The 22472-nt window shown below is 66.8% G+C and carries 23 protein-coding genes, 1 tRNA gene, 1 riboswitch and 1 other annotated feature; of the genes, 19 read left to right on the forward strand and 5 right to left on the reverse strand.

Features of this window, described 5'->3' with window-relative positions; all coding sequences use genetic code 11:
- Window positions 1-37 precede the first annotated feature (37 nt).
- Window positions 38-682 (forward strand): GntR family transcriptional regulator, encoded by a 645-nt coding sequence (locus QMZ16_RS00865; RefSeq protein ID WP_282601738.1) that lies wholly within the window; start codon window positions 38-40, stop codon window positions 680-682.
- Complete coding sequence (locus QMZ16_RS00870; RefSeq protein ID WP_282601739.1) at window positions 679-1443, forward strand: inositol monophosphatase family protein; 765 nt, start codon at window positions 679-681, stop codon at window positions 1441-1443. Before QMZ16_RS00865 ends, QMZ16_RS00870 begins: the two co-directional genes overlap by 4 nt.
- Here the strand turns inward: QMZ16_RS00870 and QMZ16_RS00875 are convergent.
- Complete coding sequence (locus QMZ16_RS00875) at window positions 1413-2156, reverse strand: FkbM family methyltransferase (protein ID WP_282601740.1); 744 nt, start codon at window positions 2154-2156, stop codon at window positions 1413-1415. The genes QMZ16_RS00870 and QMZ16_RS00875 overlap by 31 nt on opposite strands.
- A 226-nt stretch (window positions 2157-2382) precedes the next feature.
- Here QMZ16_RS00875 and ribA point away from each other — a divergent pair, with 226 nt between their 5' ends.
- The 12 genes from ribA to nrdF all read left to right on the forward strand — a co-directional run bounded on the left by ribA (window position 2383) and on the right by nrdF (window position 14893).
- Complete coding sequence (ribA, locus tag QMZ16_RS00880) at window positions 2383-3453, forward strand: GTP cyclohydrolase II (RefSeq protein ID WP_282601834.1); 1071 nt, start codon at window positions 2383-2385, stop codon at window positions 3451-3453.
- On the forward strand, window positions 3450-4394 hold the full coding sequence (locus tag QMZ16_RS00885) for a zinc-binding alcohol dehydrogenase (RefSeq protein ID WP_282601741.1): 945 nt from the start codon (window positions 3450-3452) through the stop codon (window positions 4392-4394). Before ribA ends, QMZ16_RS00885 begins: the two co-directional genes overlap by 4 nt.
- A gap of 21 nt (window positions 4395-4415) precedes the next feature.
- Entirely contained in the window at window positions 4416-4811 is a 396-nt protein-coding gene (locus QMZ16_RS00890; protein WP_282601742.1) for a 6-carboxytetrahydropterin synthase, read from the forward strand.
- Window positions 4811-5584 (forward strand): class I SAM-dependent methyltransferase, encoded by a 774-nt coding sequence (locus tag QMZ16_RS00895; RefSeq protein WP_282601743.1) that lies wholly within the window; start codon window positions 4811-4813, stop codon window positions 5582-5584. The genes QMZ16_RS00890 and QMZ16_RS00895 overlap by 1 nt, the downstream gene beginning before the upstream one ends.
- Before the next feature lie 24 nt (window positions 5585-5608).
- Window positions 5609-6451: a RibD family protein gene (locus QMZ16_RS00900; protein WP_282601744.1), complete on the forward strand. Its 843-nt coding sequence runs from the start codon at window positions 5609-5611 to the stop codon at window positions 6449-6451.
- A gap of 34 nt (window positions 6452-6485) precedes the next feature.
- Entirely contained in the window at window positions 6486-8111 is a 1626-nt protein-coding gene (locus tag QMZ16_RS00905) for a BCCT family transporter (RefSeq protein ID WP_282601745.1), read from the forward strand.
- A gap of 101 nt (window positions 8112-8212) precedes the next feature.
- Window positions 8213-8268 (forward strand) — a sequence feature (sul1 is cis-regulatory element that is thought to sense ions involved in sulfur or methionine metabolism; They are found in Alphaproteobacteria).
- 74 nt (window positions 8269-8342) lie between these two features.
- Window positions 8343-9836 (forward strand): SulP family inorganic anion transporter, encoded by a 1494-nt coding sequence (locus QMZ16_RS00910; RefSeq protein ID WP_282601746.1) that lies wholly within the window; start codon window positions 8343-8345, stop codon window positions 9834-9836.
- A 14-nt stretch (window positions 9837-9850) separates the two neighbouring features.
- Complete coding sequence (locus QMZ16_RS00915; RefSeq protein WP_282601747.1) at window positions 9851-10702, forward strand: universal stress protein; 852 nt, start codon at window positions 9851-9853, stop codon at window positions 10700-10702.
- A gap of 400 nt (window positions 10703-11102) precedes the next feature.
- The gene (gene nrdH, locus QMZ16_RS00920; protein WP_022707468.1) at window positions 11103-11327 is read left to right on the forward strand and encodes a glutaredoxin-like protein NrdH; all 225 of its coding nucleotides are present in this window, start codon (window positions 11103-11105) and stop codon (window positions 11325-11327) included.
- A gap of 5 nt (window positions 11328-11332) precedes the next feature.
- The gene (gene nrdI, locus QMZ16_RS00925; RefSeq protein WP_282601748.1) at window positions 11333-11746 is read left to right on the forward strand and encodes a class Ib ribonucleoside-diphosphate reductase assembly flavoprotein NrdI; all 414 of its coding nucleotides are present in this window, start codon (window positions 11333-11335) and stop codon (window positions 11744-11746) included.
- Window positions 11731-13854, forward strand: a complete 2124-nt coding sequence (nrdE, locus tag QMZ16_RS00930; RefSeq protein ID WP_282601749.1) for a class 1b ribonucleoside-diphosphate reductase subunit alpha — start codon at window positions 11731-11733, stop codon at window positions 13852-13854. Before nrdI ends, nrdE begins: the two co-directional genes overlap by 16 nt.
- A gap of 67 nt (window positions 13855-13921) precedes the next feature.
- A complete protein-coding gene (nrdF, locus tag QMZ16_RS00935; protein ID WP_022707471.1) occupies window positions 13922-14893 on the forward strand; it encodes a class 1b ribonucleoside-diphosphate reductase subunit beta in 972 nt (323 codons plus the stop codon).
- Window positions 14894-14897: 4 nt separating this feature from the next.
- On the opposite strand, the gene QMZ16_RS00940 is transcribed toward nrdF, so the two are convergent.
- From QMZ16_RS00940 to tgt, 3 genes are all read right to left on the reverse strand, one after another.
- Window positions 14898-16043, reverse strand: a complete 1146-nt coding sequence (locus tag QMZ16_RS00940) for an iron-containing alcohol dehydrogenase (protein ID WP_282601750.1) — start codon at window positions 16041-16043, stop codon at window positions 14898-14900.
- The gene (locus QMZ16_RS00945; protein ID WP_022707473.1) at window positions 16040-16513 is read right to left on the reverse strand and encodes a 6,7-dimethyl-8-ribityllumazine synthase; all 474 of its coding nucleotides are present in this window, start codon (window positions 16511-16513) and stop codon (window positions 16040-16042) included. Before QMZ16_RS00945 ends, QMZ16_RS00940 begins: the two co-directional genes overlap by 4 nt.
- Before the next feature lie 75 nt (window positions 16514-16588).
- Window positions 16589-16720: riboswitch (FMN riboswitch) on the reverse strand.
- 35 nt (window positions 16721-16755) lie between these two features.
- Window positions 16756-17886, reverse strand: a complete 1131-nt coding sequence (gene tgt / locus QMZ16_RS00950; RefSeq protein ID WP_282601751.1) for a tRNA guanosine(34) transglycosylase Tgt — start codon at window positions 17884-17886, stop codon at window positions 16756-16758.
- 134 nt (window positions 17887-18020) lie between these two features.
- Between tgt and QMZ16_RS00955 the strand changes: the two genes are divergently transcribed.
- The 4 genes from QMZ16_RS00955 to QMZ16_RS00970 all read left to right on the forward strand — a co-directional run bounded on the left by QMZ16_RS00955 (window position 18021) and on the right by QMZ16_RS00970 (window position 19762).
- Window positions 18021-18377: an SUF system Fe-S cluster assembly protein gene (locus QMZ16_RS00955; RefSeq protein WP_022707475.1), complete on the forward strand. Its 357-nt coding sequence runs from the start codon at window positions 18021-18023 to the stop codon at window positions 18375-18377.
- Between the two features lie 72 nt (window positions 18378-18449).
- Window positions 18450-18818, forward strand: coding sequence for an iron-sulfur cluster assembly accessory protein (locus QMZ16_RS00960; protein WP_022707476.1), 369 nt, complete (start codon window positions 18450-18452; stop codon window positions 18816-18818).
- Window positions 18819-18884: 66 nt separating this feature from the next.
- Window positions 18885-19619 carry a triose-phosphate isomerase gene (gene tpiA, locus QMZ16_RS00965; RefSeq protein ID WP_282601752.1) on the forward strand — a complete coding sequence of 245 codons (735 nt, stop codon included), beginning with the start codon at window positions 18885-18887 and terminating at the stop codon, window positions 19617-19619.
- A gap of 66 nt (window positions 19620-19685) precedes the next feature.
- Window positions 19686-19762 (forward strand) — tRNA-Arg (locus QMZ16_RS00970).
- 4 nt (window positions 19763-19766) lie between these two features.
- Here the strand turns inward: QMZ16_RS00970 and QMZ16_RS00975 are convergent.
- Entirely contained in the window at window positions 19767-20729 is a 963-nt protein-coding gene (locus QMZ16_RS00975; protein WP_282601753.1) for a LysR substrate-binding domain-containing protein, read from the reverse strand.
- 139 nt (window positions 20730-20868) lie between these two features.
- Between QMZ16_RS00975 and QMZ16_RS00980 the strand changes: the two genes are divergently transcribed.
- Window positions 20869-22470, forward strand: a complete 1602-nt coding sequence (locus QMZ16_RS00980) for an ABC transporter substrate-binding protein (protein ID WP_282601754.1) — start codon at window positions 20869-20871, stop codon at window positions 22468-22470.
- Window positions 22471-22472: the final 2 nt, after the last annotated feature.

A 22472-nucleotide genomic window follows, 5' to 3' on the forward strand; every position in this document is an offset into this window, starting at 1 on the left:
TACAGGTCAAACGACACGGAATACAAATGGAACAGGCATGGCCAGCCCCTCATTCTCTGCCGATCAGATCCATGCCCAATTGATCCGCGACATCGTGGGCGGCAAGCTGCTTCCGGGGGCACCCCTGGCCGAGGTGCAGCTGGCCGGACGCTTCGGCGTGTCGCGCACGCCCATCCGGCAGGCGCTGCACAGGCTGGACGCGGAAGGCATGGTCGAACGCGGCCCGCGCCGCGCATACCTTGTGCGACGCATGAACCACGACGCCCTGCGCGACCTGTTCGAGAGTCTGGGAGAGATCGAGGCCCTGTGCGCGGGCCTGGCCGCCCGGCGCATGACACCGATGGAGCAGGCCGCACTGGGCATGATCGTGGATCAGGGCGACCGCCCCAATGCCGATTACGCCGAAACCAACCGCCGCTTCCACGAAGCCCTGCGCCTTGGCGCCAAGAACGCCGTCATGGCCGAGCTTGCCGCCGATCTGAACCGCCGGTCCCTGCCGTGGCGGGACGCGCAGTTCGACAAGGGACAGGACCGCATCGACAGTTCCCGCATGGAACACCGGCAGATCCTCGATGCCGTGATCGCCCATGACGCCGACCGCGCCAGCGCCGCGATGCGGGCGCATATGGCGACATCGCTTGGCGTGATCGAGAAGCTGATGAGCGAACGGACGCAGCCATGACCCCCGATCTGGACCGCGCGATCCGCGCAGCCAAGGCGGCGGGCGATCTTCTGCTGGACCACTGGCAGCAGCGCGAGACGCTGGTGATCGACCAGAAGCGACCAGGCGATTTCGTCTCGGCCGCGGATCGCGGGGCCGAGATGCTGCTGCGCGAGGCGCTGATCCGGTACGGCGACGGCTGGCTGGGCGAAGAGACCGAGGCCATCGACGCCCCCCGCCGCTGGATCGTCGATCCCTTGGACGGCACGACGAACTTCCTGCGCGGGATCGGGCAATGGGCCGTGTCGGTCGCGCTGGAACAGAATGGCCGCCGCGTGCTGGGCGTCGTCCACGACCCCCTGCGGTCCGAAACCTTCGCCGCCGCGCGCGGGATGGGGGCCACCCTGAACGGCCAGCCCCTGCGCCTGCCGCCCTGCCCGCCTGCGGGCGGCGCGCTGTGGGGGACGGGCCTGCCCTTCGGGGGGATGGCGCATATCGACGACCATGCCGACGATCTGCGCCGCATCCTGCCACGCAGCGCGGGCATCAGGCGCCTGGGCGCTGCGGCGCTGGACCTGTGCTATGTCGCGGCGGGCCGTCTGGACGGGTTCTGGGAACGCAGCCTTCGCCCCTGGGACATCGCCGCGGGGCTGGTCATCTGCGCCGAAGCCGGCATCCGGACCGAGGGTTGGACGCCCGAAGACCGCCCCGAGGAAAGCGGCAACGTCATCGCCGCCCGCCCCGAGCTGTTTCAGGATTTCGCCGGAACCATCCGCGCATAGAGATCGCCCGATCCCCCGTCGCGCGGCAGCGTCGCCAGCCAATCGCCGACCTGCCCCGCATCGCGCCAGTCGTCCCACAGGAAGACGCCCGTCTCGCCCCTGACGACGTTGAAGCGGTAATCGCCCAGCTGCGCCAGCCGCGCCATGACCCGCAGCGTCCTGTCGCGGAAGGCGGGAAGGTATTCGACCGACAGCATGGGGACCGGCTGGCTCAGGCCCGCAAGCACGTCCTCCTCGAAGCCCTCGACGTCGATCTTGACGAATTGCGGCAGCCCGTGCTGCGCGATCACCTGGTCCAGCGTCGTCACCTGCACCTGTTGGCGGCGGTCCCAGCGCACATGGTCGAAACCGGGCGCATCGGCCGCGTCCCGCGTGAAGCCCTGCGACAGCGACGACACCGTCGGATGCAGGCTGGAAACCGCCATGCTGGCGACGGCCTCGGCCGGGCCCAGCGCCTTGCGGATCAGCGTGACATCGCGCGGCAGGCTGCGGGCCAGGAAGCCCGCGAAGGGCTCTTGCGGTTCGACCGCGACGACGCGCGCGCCTGCGGCCCGCATGGCACGGCTGCGGCTGCCCACATGCGCGCCGACATCGATCACCAGATCGCCCCTGCGGATGATCCCGGCGTAATGCCTGCGCAACTGCCGGACCCTGACCGGGTTGTAGTAGATCGCGATCGACCGCATCAGTCCCAGCGCCGCGCGGAAATTCATGGCCGCTCCCTTTTCATGATACAGGCGCAGGCTGGACGGTTTCGCATCCGCCGTCCAGCGCGCAGCGACATTCGGCCGCGCCGGGACGTTCCTGCGGAACCGCCCGTGAAACCCGCACGTTCACATCCTTGCGACGGTTTCTCAGACGGACAGTGGTATCATGCGCATCTTCCCGACCCCCTACCCGCAATCGCAACCCGTTCCCGCGGCGACGGATCCGCTGGCCATGCGCAGCGCCGAACGCGTGGCGCGGATCGTGGGCGACCTGCGACTTGGGTTGCCGGTGGTCCTTGCGGGCGAGGAAGGCGCCGCGATGGTCGTGCCCGTGGAAACGCTGCGCCCCGAACGGCTGGAGGCCATGCGCGACGAGGGGATGGAGCTGATCCTGACCGCCCGCCGCGCCGAGGCGCTGCACCACCCCGTCGCAACCGATGTCGCCCGCATCCCCGTCGCCCGCGATGTCGGCCTTGAATGGCTGCAGGCCATGGCCGACCCGTCGCGCAGTATGGCCGGTCCGGCGGCGCTGCCGCGTGCCCCCCGCGCGGCGGCAGGCGCGCTGCACCGTGCGGCGATCCGGCTGGCCAAATCCGCTGAACTGGTTCCCGCCGCGCTGGTCGTTCCCGGCCCTGACGTGATGGCCACCGCCCTTCGCCACAACCTGTCGATCCTCTCCGCCGAAGAGGCGCTGCTGCATTCCGAACAGGCGCCGAACCCGCAGCCCGTTTCTGACGCGCGCGTGCCGATGGCGGCGGCTGCGGCGGGCCGGCTGCATGTCTTCCGCCCCGACGCGCATGGTCCCGAACACTATGCCATCCAGGTGGGCGAGCCCGATCCCGATCGGCCCGTCCTCGTGCGGCTGCATTCCGCCTGCTTCACCGGCGACGTTCTCGGCAGCCTGAAATGCGATTGCGGGCCCCAGCTGCAGGCCGCCATCGCCGCCATGAACGAGGCGGGCAGCGGCGTCCTTCTGTACCTGAACCAGGAGGGACGCGGCATCGGTCTGGCGAACAAGATGCGCGCCTATGGGATGCAGGATCAGGGCTTGGACACCGTCGAGGCCAATCACCGCCTGGGCTTCGAGGATGACGAGCGAGATTTCCGCATCGGCGCGGCGCTGCTTCGCCAGATGGGAATCTCGCAGGTGAAGCTGCTGACGAACAACCCCGCCAAGATCCGCCGCCTTGAAACCGAGGGCATCACCGTGGCGGATCGCGTTCCCCTGATGGTCGGTCGCGGCCCCGAAAACACCCGCTATCTGGACACCAAGGCGGCCAAGTCGGGGCATCTTCTTGCATGAAGGCTGACGCGCTTTGGCTGACGGACCGGAACCGGCCCGTCATCGCACCCGGCACGATCGGAGAAGGGTCGCTTGTCACCACCCTGTTCACCGGCATCAGCCGAGGCACCGAACGGCTGGTTTCCTCGGGCAACGTCCCGAAGGCTGAGTATGCCCGCATGCGCGCACCCTATCAGGAAGGGGAATTCCCGTTTCCCGTCAAATACGGATATTGCGCCGTGGGTCGCGCGACCGAAGGCGCACACGAAGGCCGCGAAGTCTTCGCGCTGTTCCCGCACCAGCGGCAATTCCGCCTGCCCGACCACGCGTTGACGCCCCTGCCAGAGGGCCTTCCAGCCCAGCGTGCCGTGCTGACGGCGAACATGGAAACCGCGCTGAACGTCCTGTGGGACAGCAATGCCGGTGCGGGCGACCGGATCGCCGTCATCGGGGCGGGGGTCGTGGGCCTGCTGATCGCCAGCCTTGCCGCGCGACTGCCGGGGGCCGAGGTGACGGTAATCGACCCTCTGGCCACCCGCGCGGACCTTGCGACGCTGCTGGGCTGCCGCTTCGCGACGCCGGAGGACGCGCCGGACGAACAGGACGTCGTGATCCATACCAGCGCGACCTCTGCCGGGTTGACGCAGGCCATCGCCATCGCCGGAACCGAGGCCCGGATCACCGAGGCAAGCTGGCACCCCGCGCCGGTGCAGATCCCGCTTGGCGGCGCGTTCCACAGCCGCAGGCTGCGCATCGTCAGCAGCCAGGTGGGGCGCATTCCCGACACACGCACCGCGCGATGGAACTATGCCCGCCGCATGCGCAAGGCGATGGATCTTCTGGCATCCGACGACCGGCTGGACGAACTCGTCTCGGGAGAGACCGCCTTCGCGGATCTTCCCGACCGCTGGAACGATATCCTCAACGATGCAGGCACGCTGTGCCACCGCATCCGCTACTGAACCGAACGATAAGGAGCACCCATGTTCGCCGTCGAAGTCCGTGACCATATCATGATCGCCCATTCGCTGCCCTCGCCCACCTTCGGGCCCGCACAGGGCATGCATGGTGCGACCTTCACCGTCGATGCGGCCTTCTTCACCGAGGCACTGGACGACGAGGGGCTGGTCGTGGACATGGGCCTTGCGACCGAAGCGCTGTCGAACACGCTTCTGCCGCTGAAATACAAGAACCTGGACGAGGTGCCCGAATTCAAGGGCAAGTTCACCACGACCGAGTTCCTGTGCCAGCACATCTTCGCCACGCTGGCCGATGTCGCGCGAACGGGCGGGCTGGGCGATCCGGCGCGGCTGAAGCGGCTGCGCATCACGCTGCACGAAAGCCACGTCGCCCGCGCCTGGTACGAGGGGGAGATCTGATGGCATTCTCGGCCGAATGGCTTGCGCTGAGGGAACCCGCCGATCGCGCCGCACGCGATCCGGGGCTGATCGCGCGGGCAGCGCTTGCGGCGGGGCCGGACCCCGTGGTCCTGGACCTGGGCTGCGGCACGGGTTCGACCCTGCGCGTCATGTCCCCTCACCTGCCCGGGAATGCGCGCTGGCGGCTGGTGGACAACGATCCCGCGCTGCTTGACCGCGCCCGAGCCGAGGCGCAGGGCCGCGCCGAGACGCATCGCATCGACCTGGGCGATCTGGATGCGCTGCCGCTTGACGGGGCGACGCTGGTGACCGCATCGGCGCTTCTGGACCTCATGCCCGCGGAATGGATCGCCGGTCTGGCCGCAAGGCTGGCCGAGGCGCAACTGCCCTTCTATGCCGCGCTGTCCTATGACGGGGTGATGCGCTGGCAGCCGCAGCTGCTGGGGGACGAGGCGATCACGCGGGCCTTCAACGACCACCAGCGCGGCGACAAGGGCCTTGGTGCGGCGCTTGGGCCCGACAGCGGCCCCCGCGCGGTCGAGATCATGCGCAAGGCGGGCTTCCGCGTTCATCACGCCGACAGCCCCTGGTCGCTGAACGGGGCCGAGGCGCCGTTGCACCGCGCCCTGCTGGAGGGCATCGCCGATGCCGCGTCGGAGACCGGCAATGCCGACGCGGCCGAATGGGGACGAAACCGCATCGGCATCGCGGAACGAAGCAGGTGCCATGTGGGTCATATGGATATACTCGCCCTGCCGCCCGGCACGGGCTGAACCGATCCAGAGGGAGGGGACGCCATGCAGAATGTCGAAGTCACACCACGGGTCTGGGACCGCATCCTTGCGGTCCGGGCGGGCCACGCCTGCGCCTGTTGCGGCGATTTCACCGAAGCCGAGCGTGCGGCGCTGATGCTCTATGGTCCGATCGCGCGGCGCGATCTGGGCCACATGACCATCGCACAGATCGGGCAGTCGCTGGACGGGCGCGTGGCGACCGCTTCGGGCGATGCGCGCGACGTGTCCGGCCCCGAGGGGCTGGCGCATTTGCACCGCCTGCGCGCGCTGGTGGATGGCGTGGTGATCGGCGTCGGCACCGCGCTGCATGACACCCCCCGCCTGACGGTGCGCCTGTGCAGCGGCCACGACCCCGCGCGCATCGTCATCGACCCGAACGGCAGGCTGCCCGACGATGCCCCCGTGCTGCGCGACACCGGGGCGCGGCGGGTCGTCGTCCAGTCCATCGACCGCCCCCGCGCGAAGGGCGTCGAGGTGCTGCAACTGCCCCGCATCGGCGGCAGGCTGGACCCGGCCTCGATCCTGCGCGGGCTGCGCCGGATGGACCTGGGATCGCTGCTGATCGAGGGGGGCGGCACGACCATCACCGGCTTCCTCGAGGCGGGGCTTCTGGACCGGCTGCAGGTCTCGGTCTCGCCGCTGATCATCGGGGACGGCCCACAGGGGCTGACGACGCGCATTCCGGTCCAGCGCCTGTCCGACGCGATCCGCCCGGAAACGCGGGTCTTCGCGATGGGCGGCGACATCGTCTTCGATTGCGGGCTTGGCGCCCTTGCCGCGCAGGCGGCGATCCCGCTGCACGATGTGCAGGACAGGACGGAACGAAAGGCGGCGCTGATCGCTTGACCCCTTGGGAAGCTGAAGGAACCACGGGGGAAAGATGCTGAACCAATGGGCGAACCGGCTGCGCCTCAAGGCCGATCCGACGATCTTCTTCTCGGCGGCGGGGCTCAGCGTCGTCTTCGTTCTGGCGCTGGTTCTGGCGCCGCAGACCATCGGGGACGCCTTCGCGGCGGGACGCGCGTGGATCGTCACCAACCTGGGCTGGTTCTTCATCCTCGGGGTCAATGTCTGGCTGGGCTTCCTGGTCTGGGCGGCGGTCTCGCGGCACGGGCATATCCGGCTGGGGCCCAGGAATTCCCGGCCCGAGTACAGCAACGTGTCGTGGTTCACGATGCTGTTCGCGGGCGGCATCGGGACGGTCCTGATGTTCTGGGGCGTGGCCGAGCCGATCAGCCACTTCCAGTCCCCGCCCCTTCCGGGCGTCGAGCCCTATACCGTCGAGGCCGCGCAGGACGCGATCTCGATCGCGCTCTATCACCTTGCGCTGCATACCTGGACGATCTTCGCGCTGCCGGGGCTGGCCTTCGCCTATTTCATCAACCGCTATGATCTGCCCGTCCGCGTCAGCTCGGTCTTCTATCCGCTGCTGCGCGAACGCATCCACGGCCCCATCGGCAAGGTCATCGATGTCGCCGCGATCCTCGGCACGCTGTTCGGGGTGGCAGTGTCGCTTGGCCTCGGGTCGTCGCAGGTGGCGGCGGGCCTGTCCGAGCTGTTCGGCTGGGAGAACGGCACTTTCCTGCGCGTGGCCATCCTGACGGTGCTGACGCTGGTCGCGACCGCATCCATCGTCGCGGGCCTCGACAGCGGGGTCCGCATGCTGTCGAACCTGAATATCGGCATGGCGGTCGGGCTGATGATCTTCGTGCTGCTGACCGGCGCGACGCTGTTCCTGCTGCGGGGGATGGTGGAAACGGTGGGCCTGTACCTGTCGAACCTGCCGCGGCTGGCCTTCTGGAACGACATGCTGCACGGAAACAGCATGCAGAACGGCGACTGGGGCTGGCAGGGCGACTGGACGGTGTTCTACTGGGCCTGGACGGTCACCTGGTCGCCCTTCATCGGGCTGTTCGTAGCGCGCATCTCTCGCGGGCGGACGGTGCGCGAGTTCGTGGCGGGCGTGCTGCTGGCGCCGTCGCTGTTCACCGTGATCTGGTTCGCGATCTTCGGCTGGCAGGCGCTGGCGATGGACGGGCTGGGCCTTCAGGCGCGCGAGGCGATGGGCGCGCAGGCCGGGACCATCAGCGCGGCGGTGTCGGAATCGATCCCGCTGGCGATGTTCGCCTTCTTCGAGCAGCTGCCCTTCGCGCACCTCATGCAGGGGCTGGCGGTGATCGTCGTCGCGATCTTCTTCGCCACCTCGTCGGATTCGGCATCGCTGGTCGTGGACATGCTGTGTTCGGGCAGCCAGAAGGCCGGCCCGGTGCATCAGCGCGTCTTCTGGGGCCTGGCCGAGGGGCTGATCGCCGCCATGCTGATCGTCCTTGCGGGCGAGGCCGGGCTGACCGCGCTGCAACAGGTCATCACGGTGGTCGGGCTGCCGATCTTCATCCTGGTCTTCATGATGATCCCCGCCCTGATCCGCGGCTTCGGCGCCGAGGATATCGACCACATCACCATCGGCCGCCGCCCCGAGCTGAGCGAGTTCGAGCCCGATCCCTAAGCAACCGTGCCCCCGTTGCCGCAATGCCGCAGCGGGGGCATCTGCTTCGCCCCTCGAAGGTTGATCTTGCAGGGTCGCGCCGCTATCAGCGGTTCCGAATGCATGGACCCGGTGAGATTCCGGGTGGCTCTTCCGGCCGCTGATCCGCCGGATAATCCTGAGAAAAGCCCTGATCCGATGCCGGAACGTCTTGCGAAGGACCATCCGACACAGGGCAGAGGACCGTTCAACATGACCCTGACCGAATACCGCAACCAGTGGTTCGGAAACATCAAGGGCGACCTGCTTTCGGGGCTGGTCGTCGCGCTGGCCCTGATCCCCGAGGCCATCGCATTCTCGATCATCGCGGGCGTTGACCCCAAGGTGGGGCTCTATGCCAGCTTCTCGATCGCGGTGATCATCGCCTTCACCGGCGGGCGTCCCGGCATGATCTCGGCCGCGACGGCGGCGACGGCGGTGCTGATGGTGACGCTGGTGCGCGATCACGGGCTGCAGTACCTGCTGGCCGCGACCGTGCTGGCGGGCCTGATCCAGATCGCCATGGGCCTGCTGAGGCTGGGCCGCTTCATGCGCTACGTCTCGAAATCGGTGATGACCGGCTTCGTGAACGCGCTGGCGATCCTGATCTTCATGGCGCAGCTGCCGGAACTGGACTTCTCGCGCGATGGCGTGGGCGTGCTGGCCTATGCGCTGGTCGCGGCGGGGCTTGCGATCATCTACCTGTTCCCGCGCATCACGAAATCCGTACCCTCGCCCTTGGTCACCATCATCGTGCTGACGGTACTGGCAACGCTGATGGGCTGGGACGTGCGCACGGTGGGCGACCTGGGCGAGCTGCCCGACAGCCTGCCCGTCTTCCTGATCCCGCAGATCCCGCTGACGCTGGAGACGCTGCTGATCGTCCTGCCCTACTCGGCGGCAATCGCCGTGGTGGGGCTTCTGGAAAGCCTGATGACCCAGAACATCGTGGACGAGCTGACCGACACGCGGTCGGACCGCAACCAGGAGTGCATCGGCCAGGGCATCGCCAACACCGCGACCGGCTTCATCGGCGGGATGGCGGGCTGCGCCATGATCGGCCAGTCGGTCATCAACGTGAAATCCGGCGGGCGGGGCCGCCTGTCGGCCTTCACGGCGGGCACCGTCCTGCTGATCCTGTGCGTGGGCCTGGGCGACCTGGTGGGCCGCATCCCGATGCCCGCGCTGGTCGCGATCATGATCATGGTGTCCATCGGCACGTTCAGCTGGTCCTCGATCGCGCAGCTGCGCACGCATCCGCGGTCGTCCTCGATCGTGATGCTGGCGACGGTCGCGACAGTCGTCTGGACGCACAACCTGGCCATCGGCGTGCTGGCGGGCGTGCTGCTGTCGGGGATCTTCTTCGCCGGCAAGATCGCGCAGCTGTTCCGCGTGTCCTCGACCCTGTCGGCGGACGGGCGTCACCGCACCTACGTGGTCGAAGGGCAGATGTTCTACGGCTCGGCCGAGGATTTCGCCGCGGCTTTCGACTTCCGTGAAGCGCCGGAACATGTGACGATCGACGTCAGCCGGGCGCATATCTGGGACATCAGTTCGGTCCAGGCGCTGGACATGGTGGTGCTGAAGTTCCGCCGCGAAGGGGCCGAGGTCCAGATCACCGGCATGAACGAGGCGTCGGAAACGCTGGTCGACAAGCTGGCCGTGCATGACAAGCCCGGCGCGCTGGACAAGCTGACCGCGCATTGAGGGGAGGAGAACCGATGAACCGCATTCTGGCCCTTGTCGACGGCTCGGCCTATTCCGAGAGCGTCTGCCATCACAGCGCATGGATCGCGGGGCGCCTGGCGACGGGCGTCGACCTGATGCATGTCCTCGGGCGCCGCGAGGGCGCCGAGGCAAGCGACCTGTCCGGATCGCTGCGGCTGGGCGCGCGCTCGGCCCTTCTGGCCGAACTGGCCGAGGCCGATGCCACCCGCGCCCGCATCGCCCAGGCCCGCGGTCGCGCGATCCTGGAGGACGCCGAAGGTATCCTGCGCGCGGACAATGTCGGCCCCGTCGCGACCCAGCTTCGCAAGGGCGACCTGGTCGAGGCCGTGACCGAGCTGGAACCCGACCTGCGCGCCATCGTGATCGGCAAGCGCGGCGAAGGCGCGGATTTCGCGACCGGTCACCTGGGATCGAACCTGGAGCGCGTCGTGCGCGCCACGCGCATCCCCGTCTTCGTCGCCTCGCGCGCCTTCAACCCGATCGAGCGCGTGCTCGTGGCCTTCGACGGCAGCGCCAGCGCGCGGACGGCGATTCGCCGCATGGCCGACAGCCCGGTCTTCGCGGGGCTGGCCGTCACGCTGCTGCATGTGGGCGAGGATAAGCCCGCCATGCGCGACAAGCTGGACGAGGCCGCGATGACCCTTGCCGGTGCCGGGCTGCGCCCCGACATCCGCATCAATGCGGGCGAACCCGACGAGGTGATCGACAGGGTCGTGACCGAAGACGGCTTCGATCTGCTGGTCATGGGCGCCTATGGCCACAGCCGAATCCGCAGCCTGATCATCGGGTCCACGACCACCGCGATGGTCCGTGCCGTGCGCATTCCGGTACTGCTTTACCGCTGATCGAGACGGCGCGGATTTTCTGTCTTGCACATGGGGGCGTCCGGGTTTAGCCGGACGCCCTTCCGCGTTCCGAAGGGGCGTGGATTCTGCGACATCTTGTCGGTCAAGCCCCAAAATCAGCTACTAGATATATTGACCTGAGACCGGATAAACGCCTAGATGATGTGGTCATGGCGCCCGTGATTCACGCTAAGGGCGAAACGGAAGACCGGGCCTGAAACCCGGCATTTTTCCTGCCATCGGCGGCCCCGCGCGGATCGTTTCCGCGACGCGGCAGGCCCGGCAGCCGGCCATGACACGACATGAACGACACCGGGCGCGGGTCCGGCGACCTGTTGGCTGTTTCCGTGGGGAACGGTCCGGCTTGCGACCCCGACCAGACAAAAGGAACGCGACGGCCATGACGATCACGGTCTATTCGAAACCTGCCTGCGTGCAGTGCACCGCGACCACCCGTGCGCTGGACGCGCGCGGCATCAATTACGACGTCATCGACCTGACCCAGGACGACGCCGCGATGGAACGCGTAACCGCGCTCGGCTATCGCCAGGCGCCGGTGGTCATCGCGAATGACGACCTGCACTGGGCAGGCTTCCGTCCCGACATGATCGGTCAGCTGGCCTGAGGACGATGTCCGGGCTGGTCTTCTTCTCCTCGGGATCGGGAAACACGGCGCGGTTCGTGGCCAGCCTCGGGCTGCCCGGCCAGCGCATCCCGATCCGGCAGGACGATCCGATGCCCAGCCCCGACGCGCCCTATGTGCTGATCTGTCCGACCTATGCCGACGGCACGGGCGCGGGCGCGGTCCCCAAGCAGGTGATCCGCTTTCTGAACGACCCCGCCCGGCGGGCGCTCATCCGGGGCGTCATCGGGGCGGGCAACCGCAATTTCGGGCCCACCTTCGGGCTGGCGGCCCGGATCATCGCCGAAAAATGCAAGATCCCCGTGCTCGACCGGTTCGAGCTTGCGGGAACCGAAACAGACACCGCCCGCATCCGCGACGGGCTCGAACAATTCTGGGGAATGCCATGCTTGACGCCGTGAGGCCCGATCTCGATTACCACGCGCTGAACGCGATGCTGAACCTGTACGACGATCAGGGCAAGATCCGCTTCGACGCGGACCGCATGGCCGCGCGGCAGTATTTCCTGCAGCACGTGAACCAGAACACCGTCTTCTTCCATTCGCTGGACGAGAAGCTCGATTACCTCGTGGACGAGGGGTATTACGAGAAGCAGGTGCTGGACGCCTATCCGCGCGAGTTCCTGCACGAGATCTGGGGTGCGGCCTACAAGGCCAAGTTCCGCTTCCCGACCTTCCTGGGCGCGTTCAAGTACTACACCAGCTACACGCTGAAGACGCGCGACGGGAAACGCTATCTCGAACGCTACGAGGATCGCGTGGTCATGGTCGCGCTGACGCTGGCGCGCGGCGACCAGGCGCAGGCCATGCATTTCATGCACGAGATCCTGTCGGGCCGCTTCCAGCCCGCGACGCCCACCTTCCTGAACGCCGGCAAGCAGTCGCGCGGCGAACTGATCAGCTGCTTCCTGCTGCGGGTCGAGGACAACATGGAATCGATCGGCCGGGCCATCAATTCCTCGCTGCAGCTGTCCAAGCGCGGCGGCGGCGTGGCCCTGATGCTGACGAACATCCGCGAATCCGGCGCCCCCATCAAGGGGATCGAGAACCAGTCCTCGGGCGTCATTCCGATCATGAAGCTGCTGGAAGACAGCTTCAGCTATGCCAACCAGCTGGGCGCACGCCAGGGCGCGGGCGCGGTCTATTTGAACGCGCACCACCCCGACATCCTGCGTTTCCTGGATACCAAGCGCGAGAACGCGGACGAGAAGATCCGCATCAAGACGCTGTCGCTCGGCGTCGTGATCCCGGACGTGACCTTCGAGCTGGCCAAGCGGAACGAGGACATGTACCTCTTCTCGCCCCATGACGTCGAAAAGGTCTACGGCAAGGCGTTCTCGGAAATCTCGGTCACCGAGAAATACGCCGAGATGGTCGCCGACAAGCGCATCCGCAAGAGGAAGATCAACGCGCGCGCCTTCTTCCAGACCCTGGCCGAGATCCAGTTCGAAAGCGGCTATCCCTACATCATGTTCGAGGACACGGTGAACCGCGCGAACCCGATCGCGGGCCGCATCGCCATGTCGAACCTGTGCTCGGAAATCCTGCAGGTGAACCAGGCGTCGGAATTCGACGAGGATCTGGGCTACAAGCAGATGGGCACGGACATCTCGTGCAATCTCGGCTCGCTCAACATCGCCAAGACGATGGACGGCCCGGATTTCGGCGCGACCGTGGAAACCGCGATCCGCGCGCTGACCGCCGTCAGCGAGATGTCGTCGATCAACTCGGTCCCCTCGATCCGCAAGGGCAATGACGAGGCCCATGCCGTGGGCCTGGGCCAGATGAACCTGCACGGATACCTGGCGCGCGAGCACATCCATTACGGCAGCCCCGAGGGGATCGAGTTCACCTCGGTCTATTTCGCCGCGGTGGCCTTCCACGCGATCCGCGCGTCGAACCTGCTGGCGCGCGAGAAAGGCACGACCTTCAAGGATTTCGACACGTCGGATTACGCGAATGGCAGCTTCTTCGACCGCTATGTCACGAAGGACTGGCTGCCCACCCTGCCCGAGGTCGAACGCCTGTTCGCCGATGTCACCCTGCCGACGCGGGCGGATTGGGAACAGCTGAAGGCCGACGTGATGGCGCATGGTCTCTATAACCGGAACCTGCAGGCGGTCCCGCCGACCGGTTCGATCAGCTACATCAACAACTCGACCAGCTCGATCCACCCGATCGTCTCGAAGATCGAGATCCGCAAGGAAGGCAAGATCGGCCGCGTCTATTATCCGGCCCCGTTCATGTCGAACGAGAACCTGGAATATTACCGCGACGCCTACGAGATCGGCCCCGACGCGATCATCGACACCTATGCCGCCGCGACCGAGCACGTGGACCAGGGCCTGTCCCTGACGCTGTTCTTCCCGGCCGAGGCGACGACCCGCGACATCAACCGCTCGCAGATCTACGCGTGGAAGAAGGGCATCAAGACCATCTACTACGTCCGCCTGCGCCAGACCGCGCTGGAAGGCACCGAGGTGCAGGGCTGCGTGTCCTGCACGCTGTAAGTCACCGACACGATACCGGCCGGGGGCACGTCCCCCGGTTCCCGCAAATTCAGAAGGATGGGTCCGCATGAAGGATCACGTGATGGGCGCCCCCGCGCGCGCGATCAACTGGAACCGACTGCAGGATGAAAAGGACCTCGAGGTCTGGAACCGCCTGACGGTCAATTTCTGGCTGCCCGAGAAGGTGCCGCTGTCGAACGACGTCCAGTCCTGGGCCACCCTGCGCCCCGAGGAACGCGAGCTGACGATCCGGGTCTTCACCGGCCTGACGCTGCTGGACACGATCCAGAACACCGTCGGCGCGCCCGTGCTGATGAAGGACGCCGTGACCCCGCACGAAGAGGCCGTGCTGTCCAACATCGCCTTCATGGAGGCCGTGCACGCGCGCAGCTACAGCTCGATCTTCTCGACGCTGTGTTCCACCCGCGAGGTCGACGAGGCCTTCCGCTGGTCCGAGGAGAACCAGCACCTTCAGCAGAAGGCGCGGCTGATCCTGGACGAATACGAGGTCGGCTCGGACCCGCTCAAGCGCAAGATCGCCAGCGTGTTCCTGGAAAGCTTCCTGTTCTATTCGGGCTTCTACCTGCCGATGCACTGGTCCAGCCGGGCCAAGCTGACGAACACCGCCGACCTGATCCGCCTGATCATCCGCGACGAGGCCGTGCACGGATATTACATCGGCTACAAGTTCCAGCGCGCGATGGAGAAGCTGGACGAGGCCAAGCGCAACGAGATGAAGGATTTCGCCTTCGCGCTGATGTTCGACCTGTACGAGATCGAGGCCCATTACGCCGAGGAGCTGTATGACGGGATCGGCCTGACCGAAGAGGTCAAGGCCTTCCTGCACTACAACGCCAACAAGGCGCTGCAGAACCTGGGCTTCGAGGCCCTGTTCCCGCCCGCGGCCTGCGAGGTCAACCCGGCCATCCTGTCGGCCCTTTCGACCGACAGCGAGAACCACGACTTCTTCTCGGGTTCGGGGTCGTCCTATGTCATCGGCAAGGCCGTCGCGACCGAGGACGAGGACTGGGACTTCTGATCCCCTAGCCCGCCGCCTGCATCGCCTCGATCAGCCGATCGGCGGACAGGTCGGCGGGATTGGCCTTCATGGACGACGACGACGCCGCAGCGACCGCTGCGGCGTTTCGCATATCCGCGTCCACGCCAAGCGCCGACAGGGACGGCAACCCGCATTCCGCCGACCACTCGGCCAGCATCCCCGCCGCGCGGTCCAGCCCCGCATCCGGCTGCCCGAAGGCCGCGCCGATCCAGGCCCCGACCCGGTCCAGCCGTTCGGCCGCACGACCCGTGACCGCAGCCCGGTTCACGCGCAGCACATGCGGCAGCAGCACGCCGCAGATCGCGCCATGCGCGGCCCCCGACAGCCCGCCAAGCGGACCGGCCAGCCCGTGCACCGCCCCCAGCCCCGAATTCGCCAGCGCAAGGCCGCCCGCAAGGCTGGTCCAGGCCATCTCGTCGCGGGCAGCGGGGTCCTCGGCCCGCATCAGGCGGATCAGCGCGGCCAGCCCGCGCGGGATCGCATCGGCGCAGATCGCATCCGTCATCGGGTTCGCGCGGGTCGAGACATAGGGCTCGATCACCTGCGTGATCGCGTCCAGCCCCGAGGCCAGCGTGATCCCGCGCGGGCAGCCATCCGTCAGCGCGGGGTCCACGATGGCAAGGCGCGGCAGCATGCGCGGATCGCGCAGGCTGACCTTGCGGCGGCGTTCGGGCACGCCGATGACGGCGTTGCGCGTCACCTCGGCCCCGGTGCCCGCGGTGGTCGGAATGGCGATGAAGGGCAACGGCGCCACGTCCAGCGGCAGCCCCTGGCCCACGACCTCCAGGTGGTCCATCACGGGGCGCGTCGCGGGCAGCAGCGCCGCCAGCGCCTTGCCCGCATCGATCACCGCGCCACCGCCGATGGCGACGACCGCATCCGCGCCGCCCATGCGGGCAAGCGCGTCCTCCAGCATCGGCAGGTCGGGTTCGCGGGCGACGGTGAGGCGCGTCACCTCGCAGCCCTGCCCCGTCAGCTCGTCGGCCAGAAAATCGGCGCGCCCCGCATTCGCCCCGTGACACAGGACGATCCGGCGACCGTATGCGGCAGCGCGCGCGGCGGCGCTGGCGGCCTGACCGCGTCCAAATGCGATCTCGGTCGCGGTGGCGAATGCGAAGCCGCCGATCATGCCGCCTGCACCCGGTCCGGGGCCGCGATGGCGGCGATCGTCGTCAGGGTGCCGTGAACCGCATGCGCGGCCTCGCGGCCCTTCTTGACGAAATGATCGCGATAGAAGCCGGTCAGCAGCTCGGTCTCCTGATAATTATGCGGCGTCAGCGAGACCGAGAAACAGGGCACGCCCGTCTCCATCCCGGCCTGCATCAGGCCCGACACCACGGCCTGCGCCACGAAATCGTGGCGATAGATGCCGCCATCGACGACCAGCGCGGCGGCGACCACCGCGTCATAGCGGCCGGTCCGCGCCAGCTTCTGCGCCAGCAGCGGCATCTCGAACGCGCCGGGGGCGTCGAAGGCATCGACGGTTGCGCCGGGCATCAGCGATGCGGCCTCGGACAGGAAGCCGTCATGGGCCTGGTCCACGACATCGGCGTGCCAGCGGGCCCTGATGAAGGCGATACGGGGATTGGATTTCGTCATCTTGCGGAACCTTTGCGCAAATTTGCTTCAGGTCCCAGAGCAATCACCACGCACCACGCCGGGGGGGGCATGGCACGCGATTCTCTTTCATCCGGACTGTGACCGTCGGCCCCGGAGTTTCACCGGATCTGCTGACCCCTTCGATGCGAAGGGCGCTCGCGGGCTGTGACCGCCGGTGGGGAATTCCGCCCCGCCCTGAGAACACCCGGAAGATAGCCGGATGTTCCCCGCGCGCAAGCCCGTTAAAGGCGCTCGATATCGCCCTCGGCGCGCTTGGCGTGGAAATCGGCCACGAAGGCGTCCAGCTGGCCCTCGGCGATGGCCCCGCGCAGGCCCGCCATCAGTTCCTGGTAATAATGCAGGTTGTGCCAGGTCAGCAGCATCCCCGAGATCATTTCCTGCGAGCGGAAGACATGGTGCAGATAGGCGCGGCTGTAGCCAGTGCAGGCCGGGCAGCTGCAATTCTCGTCCAGGGGGCGCGGATCGTCGGCATGGCGCGCGTTCTTGATGTTGACCTGCCCGCGATGGGTCCAGGCCTGGCCGGTGCGCCCCGACCGCGACGGCAGCACGCAATCCATCATGTCGATCCCGCGCTGGACGGCCCCCACGATGTCGTCGGGCTTGCCCACCCCCATCAGATAGCGCGGCTTGTCCTCGGGCAGGAAACCGGGGGCGTAATCCAGCACGCCGAACATCGCCTCCTGCCCCTCGCCCACGGCAAGACCGCCGACCGCGTATCCGTCGAAGCCGATCTGCTGCAGCGCCTGGGCCGATTCCTCGCGCAGGTCGCGGGTGACGCCGCCCTGCATGATGCCGAACAGCGCATGGCCCGGACGGTCGCCGAAGGCATCGCGCGACCGCTGCGCCCACCGCATCGACAGGCGCATGGATTTCGCGACCTCTTCCTCGGTCGCGGGCAGCGCGGGGCATTCGTCGAAGGCCATGACGATGTCGCTGCCCAGCATCCGCTGGATCTCCATGCTGCGTTCGGGGGTCAGGTGGTGCTTGCTGCCGTCGACATGGCTGGCAAAGGTCACCCCCTCCTCGGTCAGCTTGCGCAGGCCCGCAAGGCTCATGACCTGGAAGCCGCCGCTGTCGGTCAGGATGGGGCGGTCCCAGTTCATGAACCGGTGCAGCCCGCCCAGCCGCTCGACCCGTTCGGCGCCCGGGCGCAGCATCAGGTGATAGGTGTTGCCCAGCAGGATGTCGGCCCCCGTCTGGCGCACGCTTTCGGGCAGCATCGCCTTGACGGTCGCCGCGGTGCCCACCGGCATGAAGGCCGGCGTGCGGATCTGGCCGCGCGGCGTGTCGATCACGCCCGTGCGTGCCCGACCGTCGGTCGCGTTGAGGGAAAATGAGAAGCGCTTGCTCATGGCCGAGAAATACCTGTCGCTGGAACCGGGGACACTTAGCGTTTCGGTCGGGACCATGCAATCGTTCTGCCGCCCGCTCTGGACCGGGGATGCATGCTGACCTATATGATGCGGCGGAATTGAAGGATGATCCGATGACCGAACCCATGATGGAAGGCGAGCCGCTGATCGCCCCCTCGTCGACCGATCACGACCTCTACGAGCCCATCGTCGAGGCGTGCAAGACCGTCTACGACCCCGAGATCCCGGTCAACATCTACGATCTGGGCCTGATCTACACCATCGAGGTGAACGACGCATCCGAGGTGCGCGTGATCATGACCCTGACCGCCCCCGGCTGCCCCGTCGCCGGAGAGATGCCCGGCTGGGTCGCCGATGCGGTCGAGGCCGTCCCCGGCGTCAAGCAGGTCGATGTCGAGATGACCTTCCAGCCGCAATGGGGCATGGACATGATGTCCGACGAGGCCCGGCTGGAACTGGGCTTCATGTGATCGCCCGGGGTCGACCTTGAAGGCCCGCCCCCCGAATGACTATCTTTCGGTTTGAAAGATGAGGTTTCCGCCATGTTCGCCATTCCCGGCCAAGCCCCCGTCAGCATCACCGAGGCTGCCGCGGTCCATATCAAGTCGCTGATGTCCAAAAAGGACTCGTTCGGGCTGCGCATCGGTCTGAAGAAGGGCGGCTGCGCGGGCATGGAATACACCATGGAGATGGCCGACGAGGCCGCCCCCTCCGAGGAGGTCGTCGAGAAGGACGGCGCGCGCGTGCTGATCGCGCCCATGGCGCAGATGTACCTGTTCGGAACCGAGATCGACTACGAGACCGGCCTGCTGGAAAGCGGCTTCAAGTTCCGCAATCCGAACGTGGCCGATGCCTGCGGCTGCGGCGAATCCGTCAGCTTCTCGATCCCCGGAACCCGCGCCGAGGGCTGACCCCTTGGGCTGTTGCGCAGGGGCGGGCCTTTGGCCTATCCCTTGGGCGCAACATTGGGGGATATCATGGCACCACGCAAACTTGCCGCCGGAAACTGGAAGATGAACGGCGATCTGGCCGCGCTGTCGCAGATCGACGCCATCGTCGCGGGCCGCGAAACCGGCTGCGACGTGCTGATCTGCCCGCCCGCGGTGCTGCTGCATCCGATGGTCGCGCGCATCGGCGGAGGCGATGTTCTGGTGGGCGGTCAGGACTGCCACCACGCAGGCTCGGGCGCCCATACCGGCGACATCGCGGCGGCACAGCTGGCCGATGCCGGTGCAAGCCACGTCATCCTCGGCCATTCCGAACGCCGCGCCGATCATGGCGAGACCGACGCCGATGTCGCCGCCAAGGCCCGCGCCGCCCATGATGCGGGCCTCATCGCCATCATCTGCGTCGGAGAGACCGAGGCCGAGCGCGACGCCGGCACCACGCTGGACGTGATCGCGGCGCAGCTGAAGGGCTCGATCCCCGATTGCGCGACATCCGCGAACACCGTCATCGCCTACGAGCCCGTCTGGGCGATCGGCACCGGCCGCACCCCCGACAACGCCCAGATCGCCGAGGTTCACGCCATGATGCGCGATGCCCTGTCGGCGACCCTGCCCGATGTCAGCCTGCTCTATGGCGGCAGCGTCAAGGCCGCCAACGCGACCGAGATCTTCGCCATCGACAACGTGGACGGCGCGCTGGTGGGCGGCGCCAGCCTCAAGGCTGCCGATTTCCTGCCCATCGTCTCGGCGCTGGCGGCGTCCTGAACCTTCGGCGGCGCGCAATTTCCCTGTTGCGCGCCCCTGTCACGACAGGTAATCAGACCCCAGCACGCACCCGTAGCTCAGCTGGATAGAGCGCTGCCCTCCGAAGGCAGAGGCCAGAGGTTCGAATCCTCTCGGGTGCGCCATCTCCTATGACATTTCTGCACCCGGTACGGGATATGCCACGCGATCGACGCTCTCCGTCGTCGCTGTGATGAAGTCCAGCGTCGCCGAGGATGGCGCCCTACTGGCGGGAAGCAGAAAGTTCGTCGTGTAGCGGACTGCGGGCTCGAAGGGGCGCATGACGATCCCCTCGCCCATCTGGTGGATCAGCGGAAACGGGTTCAGGATCGCCGCACCCAGACCTGCGCGCACGAACTCCATCGCCGAGACATTCGTCGAAGCCTCGATCACGTTCTTCGGCTTAGCGCCCTCCTTGTCGAAGGCGCGATCAAGGACGACCCGGCTGCTGTGGCGCCGGGCCAGCGCGATAAAGTCGGCGCCGTCCAGATCTTGCGGACGAATCACGCTTTGCGAGGCGAGCGAATGCTGCGCGGGAAGGATGCAGACTGCCTGGGTATCCAGCAGCGGCTCGGTCCTGATGCCTTCATGCGTCACCATCGTATCGGTCAGCCCAATGTCGAAACGGCATTCGGCAATGCCGGTCAGAAGCGCGTCGCTGGCCAGCACCTCGAAGGCGATCTGCAGGTCGGGATTACGCTTCTTGAAGCTGGCGATCCGTGCCGCAAGAAAGCGATGCGCGATCGTCGGAGGCGCAGCGATGGACAGCGTGCCGGAATGGCTGCGCGGCGGCTGCGCCTGGTGGTTCGCGATGCGTGCAAGCGTGTCGAATACAGGCGCCAGCTGCTCGTTTATGGACAGGGCCTCGACGGTGGGGACCAGTCGCCCGCCCGAGCGCATGAACAGCTGCATGCCAAGACGATCCTCGAGCTGGGACAGACGCCTGCTGGCCGCCGACTGAGAGATGCCGAGAACACGCGCGGCACTGATGGCCGTTCCTTCGGAAACCAGCGCCTGCAGCACCTCCAGTTCGCGCAACGTGATGCCGGAACGGCGATCCCTTGCCTCGGCGGCCTTGTCGTCTTCGGTCATCAAGTATTCCAAATTTGCATACAGATTCTTTGTTGACTTCTGAATAACGCATAATAGCGTGATCCCCAAGCTGCATCGCACCACCGGGGGCCAACCCCGGCGACGAAGAACAAGCCCATACAACAGGAAGGAAATGACGGTGAAAACACTGACCCTGCCGCTTGCGGCCGGTTGCCTTGTCGCATCCCTTGTCCAAGCTCACGCACAGGAACTGTCCATCGGCCTGAAATCCGAAGCGACCTCCATGGACCCGCACTTCCACCAGCTGTCGACCAACATCCAGGTCGGCAAGAACATCTTCGAGGCACTGACCACCCAGGATGCCGTGCAGAAGGTGACGCCCGGGCTGGCCGAAAGCTGGGAAGCAGTGGATGACACCACCTGGCGCTTCAAGCTGCGCAAGGGCGTCAAGTTCCACGACGGCAGCGACTTTACCGCGCGAGACGTGATCTACAGCTTCTGCCGCGTTCCGCTGGTCCAGAACTCGCCCTCGGCCTACACGATCTTCACCGGCGGCATCGCCGAGATGACGGCCGAAGACGATCACACGCTGATCATCAAGACCAAGGATACCAACCCCCTTTGGCCGACCGAGCTGTGGAGCCTTGCCATCATCTCGGCCAATGCGCTTGGCGCCGAGGACGAGGTCGTCTTCGCACCCGACGGCGAATGCACCGGCATGGGCGAAGTGCCCCAGGCCCCGGCCTTCAACTCGCCCGACATCGCGGTGGGCACCGGCCCCTACAAGCTTGAAAGCTATACCCGCGGATCGGAACTGACCGTCACCCGTTTCGACGACTACTGGGGCGGCACACCCGAATGGGAGCGCGTCGTAATGCGCCCGATCACCAGCGACGGCCCGCGGGTCGCGGCGCTGCTGGCAGGCGATGTCGATCTGATCGAAAGCCCCCCGATCCAAGATCTTCCGCGCATCGAGGAGGCCGGCTTCAGCGTGGTAGACGCCCTGTCGAACCGCATCATCTACCTGCACATGCAGCAGCCAGACGACGCGCCTGGCATCGGTGGAACCGATGGCAAGAACCCACTGCAGGACGCCCGCGTCCGCGAGGCGATTTCACTGTCGATCAACCGCGAGGCCATCGCCGAACGCATCATGGGCGGTTATGCTCAGCCCGCGGGCGAGCTGCTGCCGCCGCCGATGTTCGGTACCTCGGGCCGCGAGGTCGATCCCTATGACCCCGAACGCGCCAAGGAACTGCTGGCAGAGGCAGGTTATCCGGACGGGTTCACCCTGAACCTGGGCACACCCAACGACCGCTATATCAACGACGAACAGATCGCCCAGGCAGTCGCGCAGATGATGGCGCGCATCGGCATCCAGACGACGGTGGACGCGACGACCGCCAGCCAGTTCTTCAGCCGCCGCAACGCGCTGGAATTCCCGATCTACATGGCGGGCTGGGGCGCATCCTCGGGCGACATGTCCTCGCCCCTGAAATCGCTGGTCGCAACCTATGACGAGACGACGGGCACCGGCACCACCAATGCGGGTCGCTACAGCAACCCCGAAATGGACGCCCTGCTGGCCGAGGCCATGTCCACCATCGACGACGCCAAGCGCGACGAGATGCTGCAACAGGCCGAGACGATGGTTCTGGACGATTACGGGATCATCCCGCTGCATTACGAGCAGACGGTCTGGGCGATGAAATCCGACCTGTCCTACGAACCCCGGGTCGACCAGTACACCATGGCCCGCGAAGTGAAGAAGGCCGAGTGATC

This window comes from Paracoccus sp. PARArs4, assembly GCF_947311865.1.
Taxonomy (GTDB): domain Bacteria; phylum Pseudomonadota; class Alphaproteobacteria; order Rhodobacterales; family Rhodobacteraceae; genus Paracoccus; species Paracoccus zeaxanthinifaciens.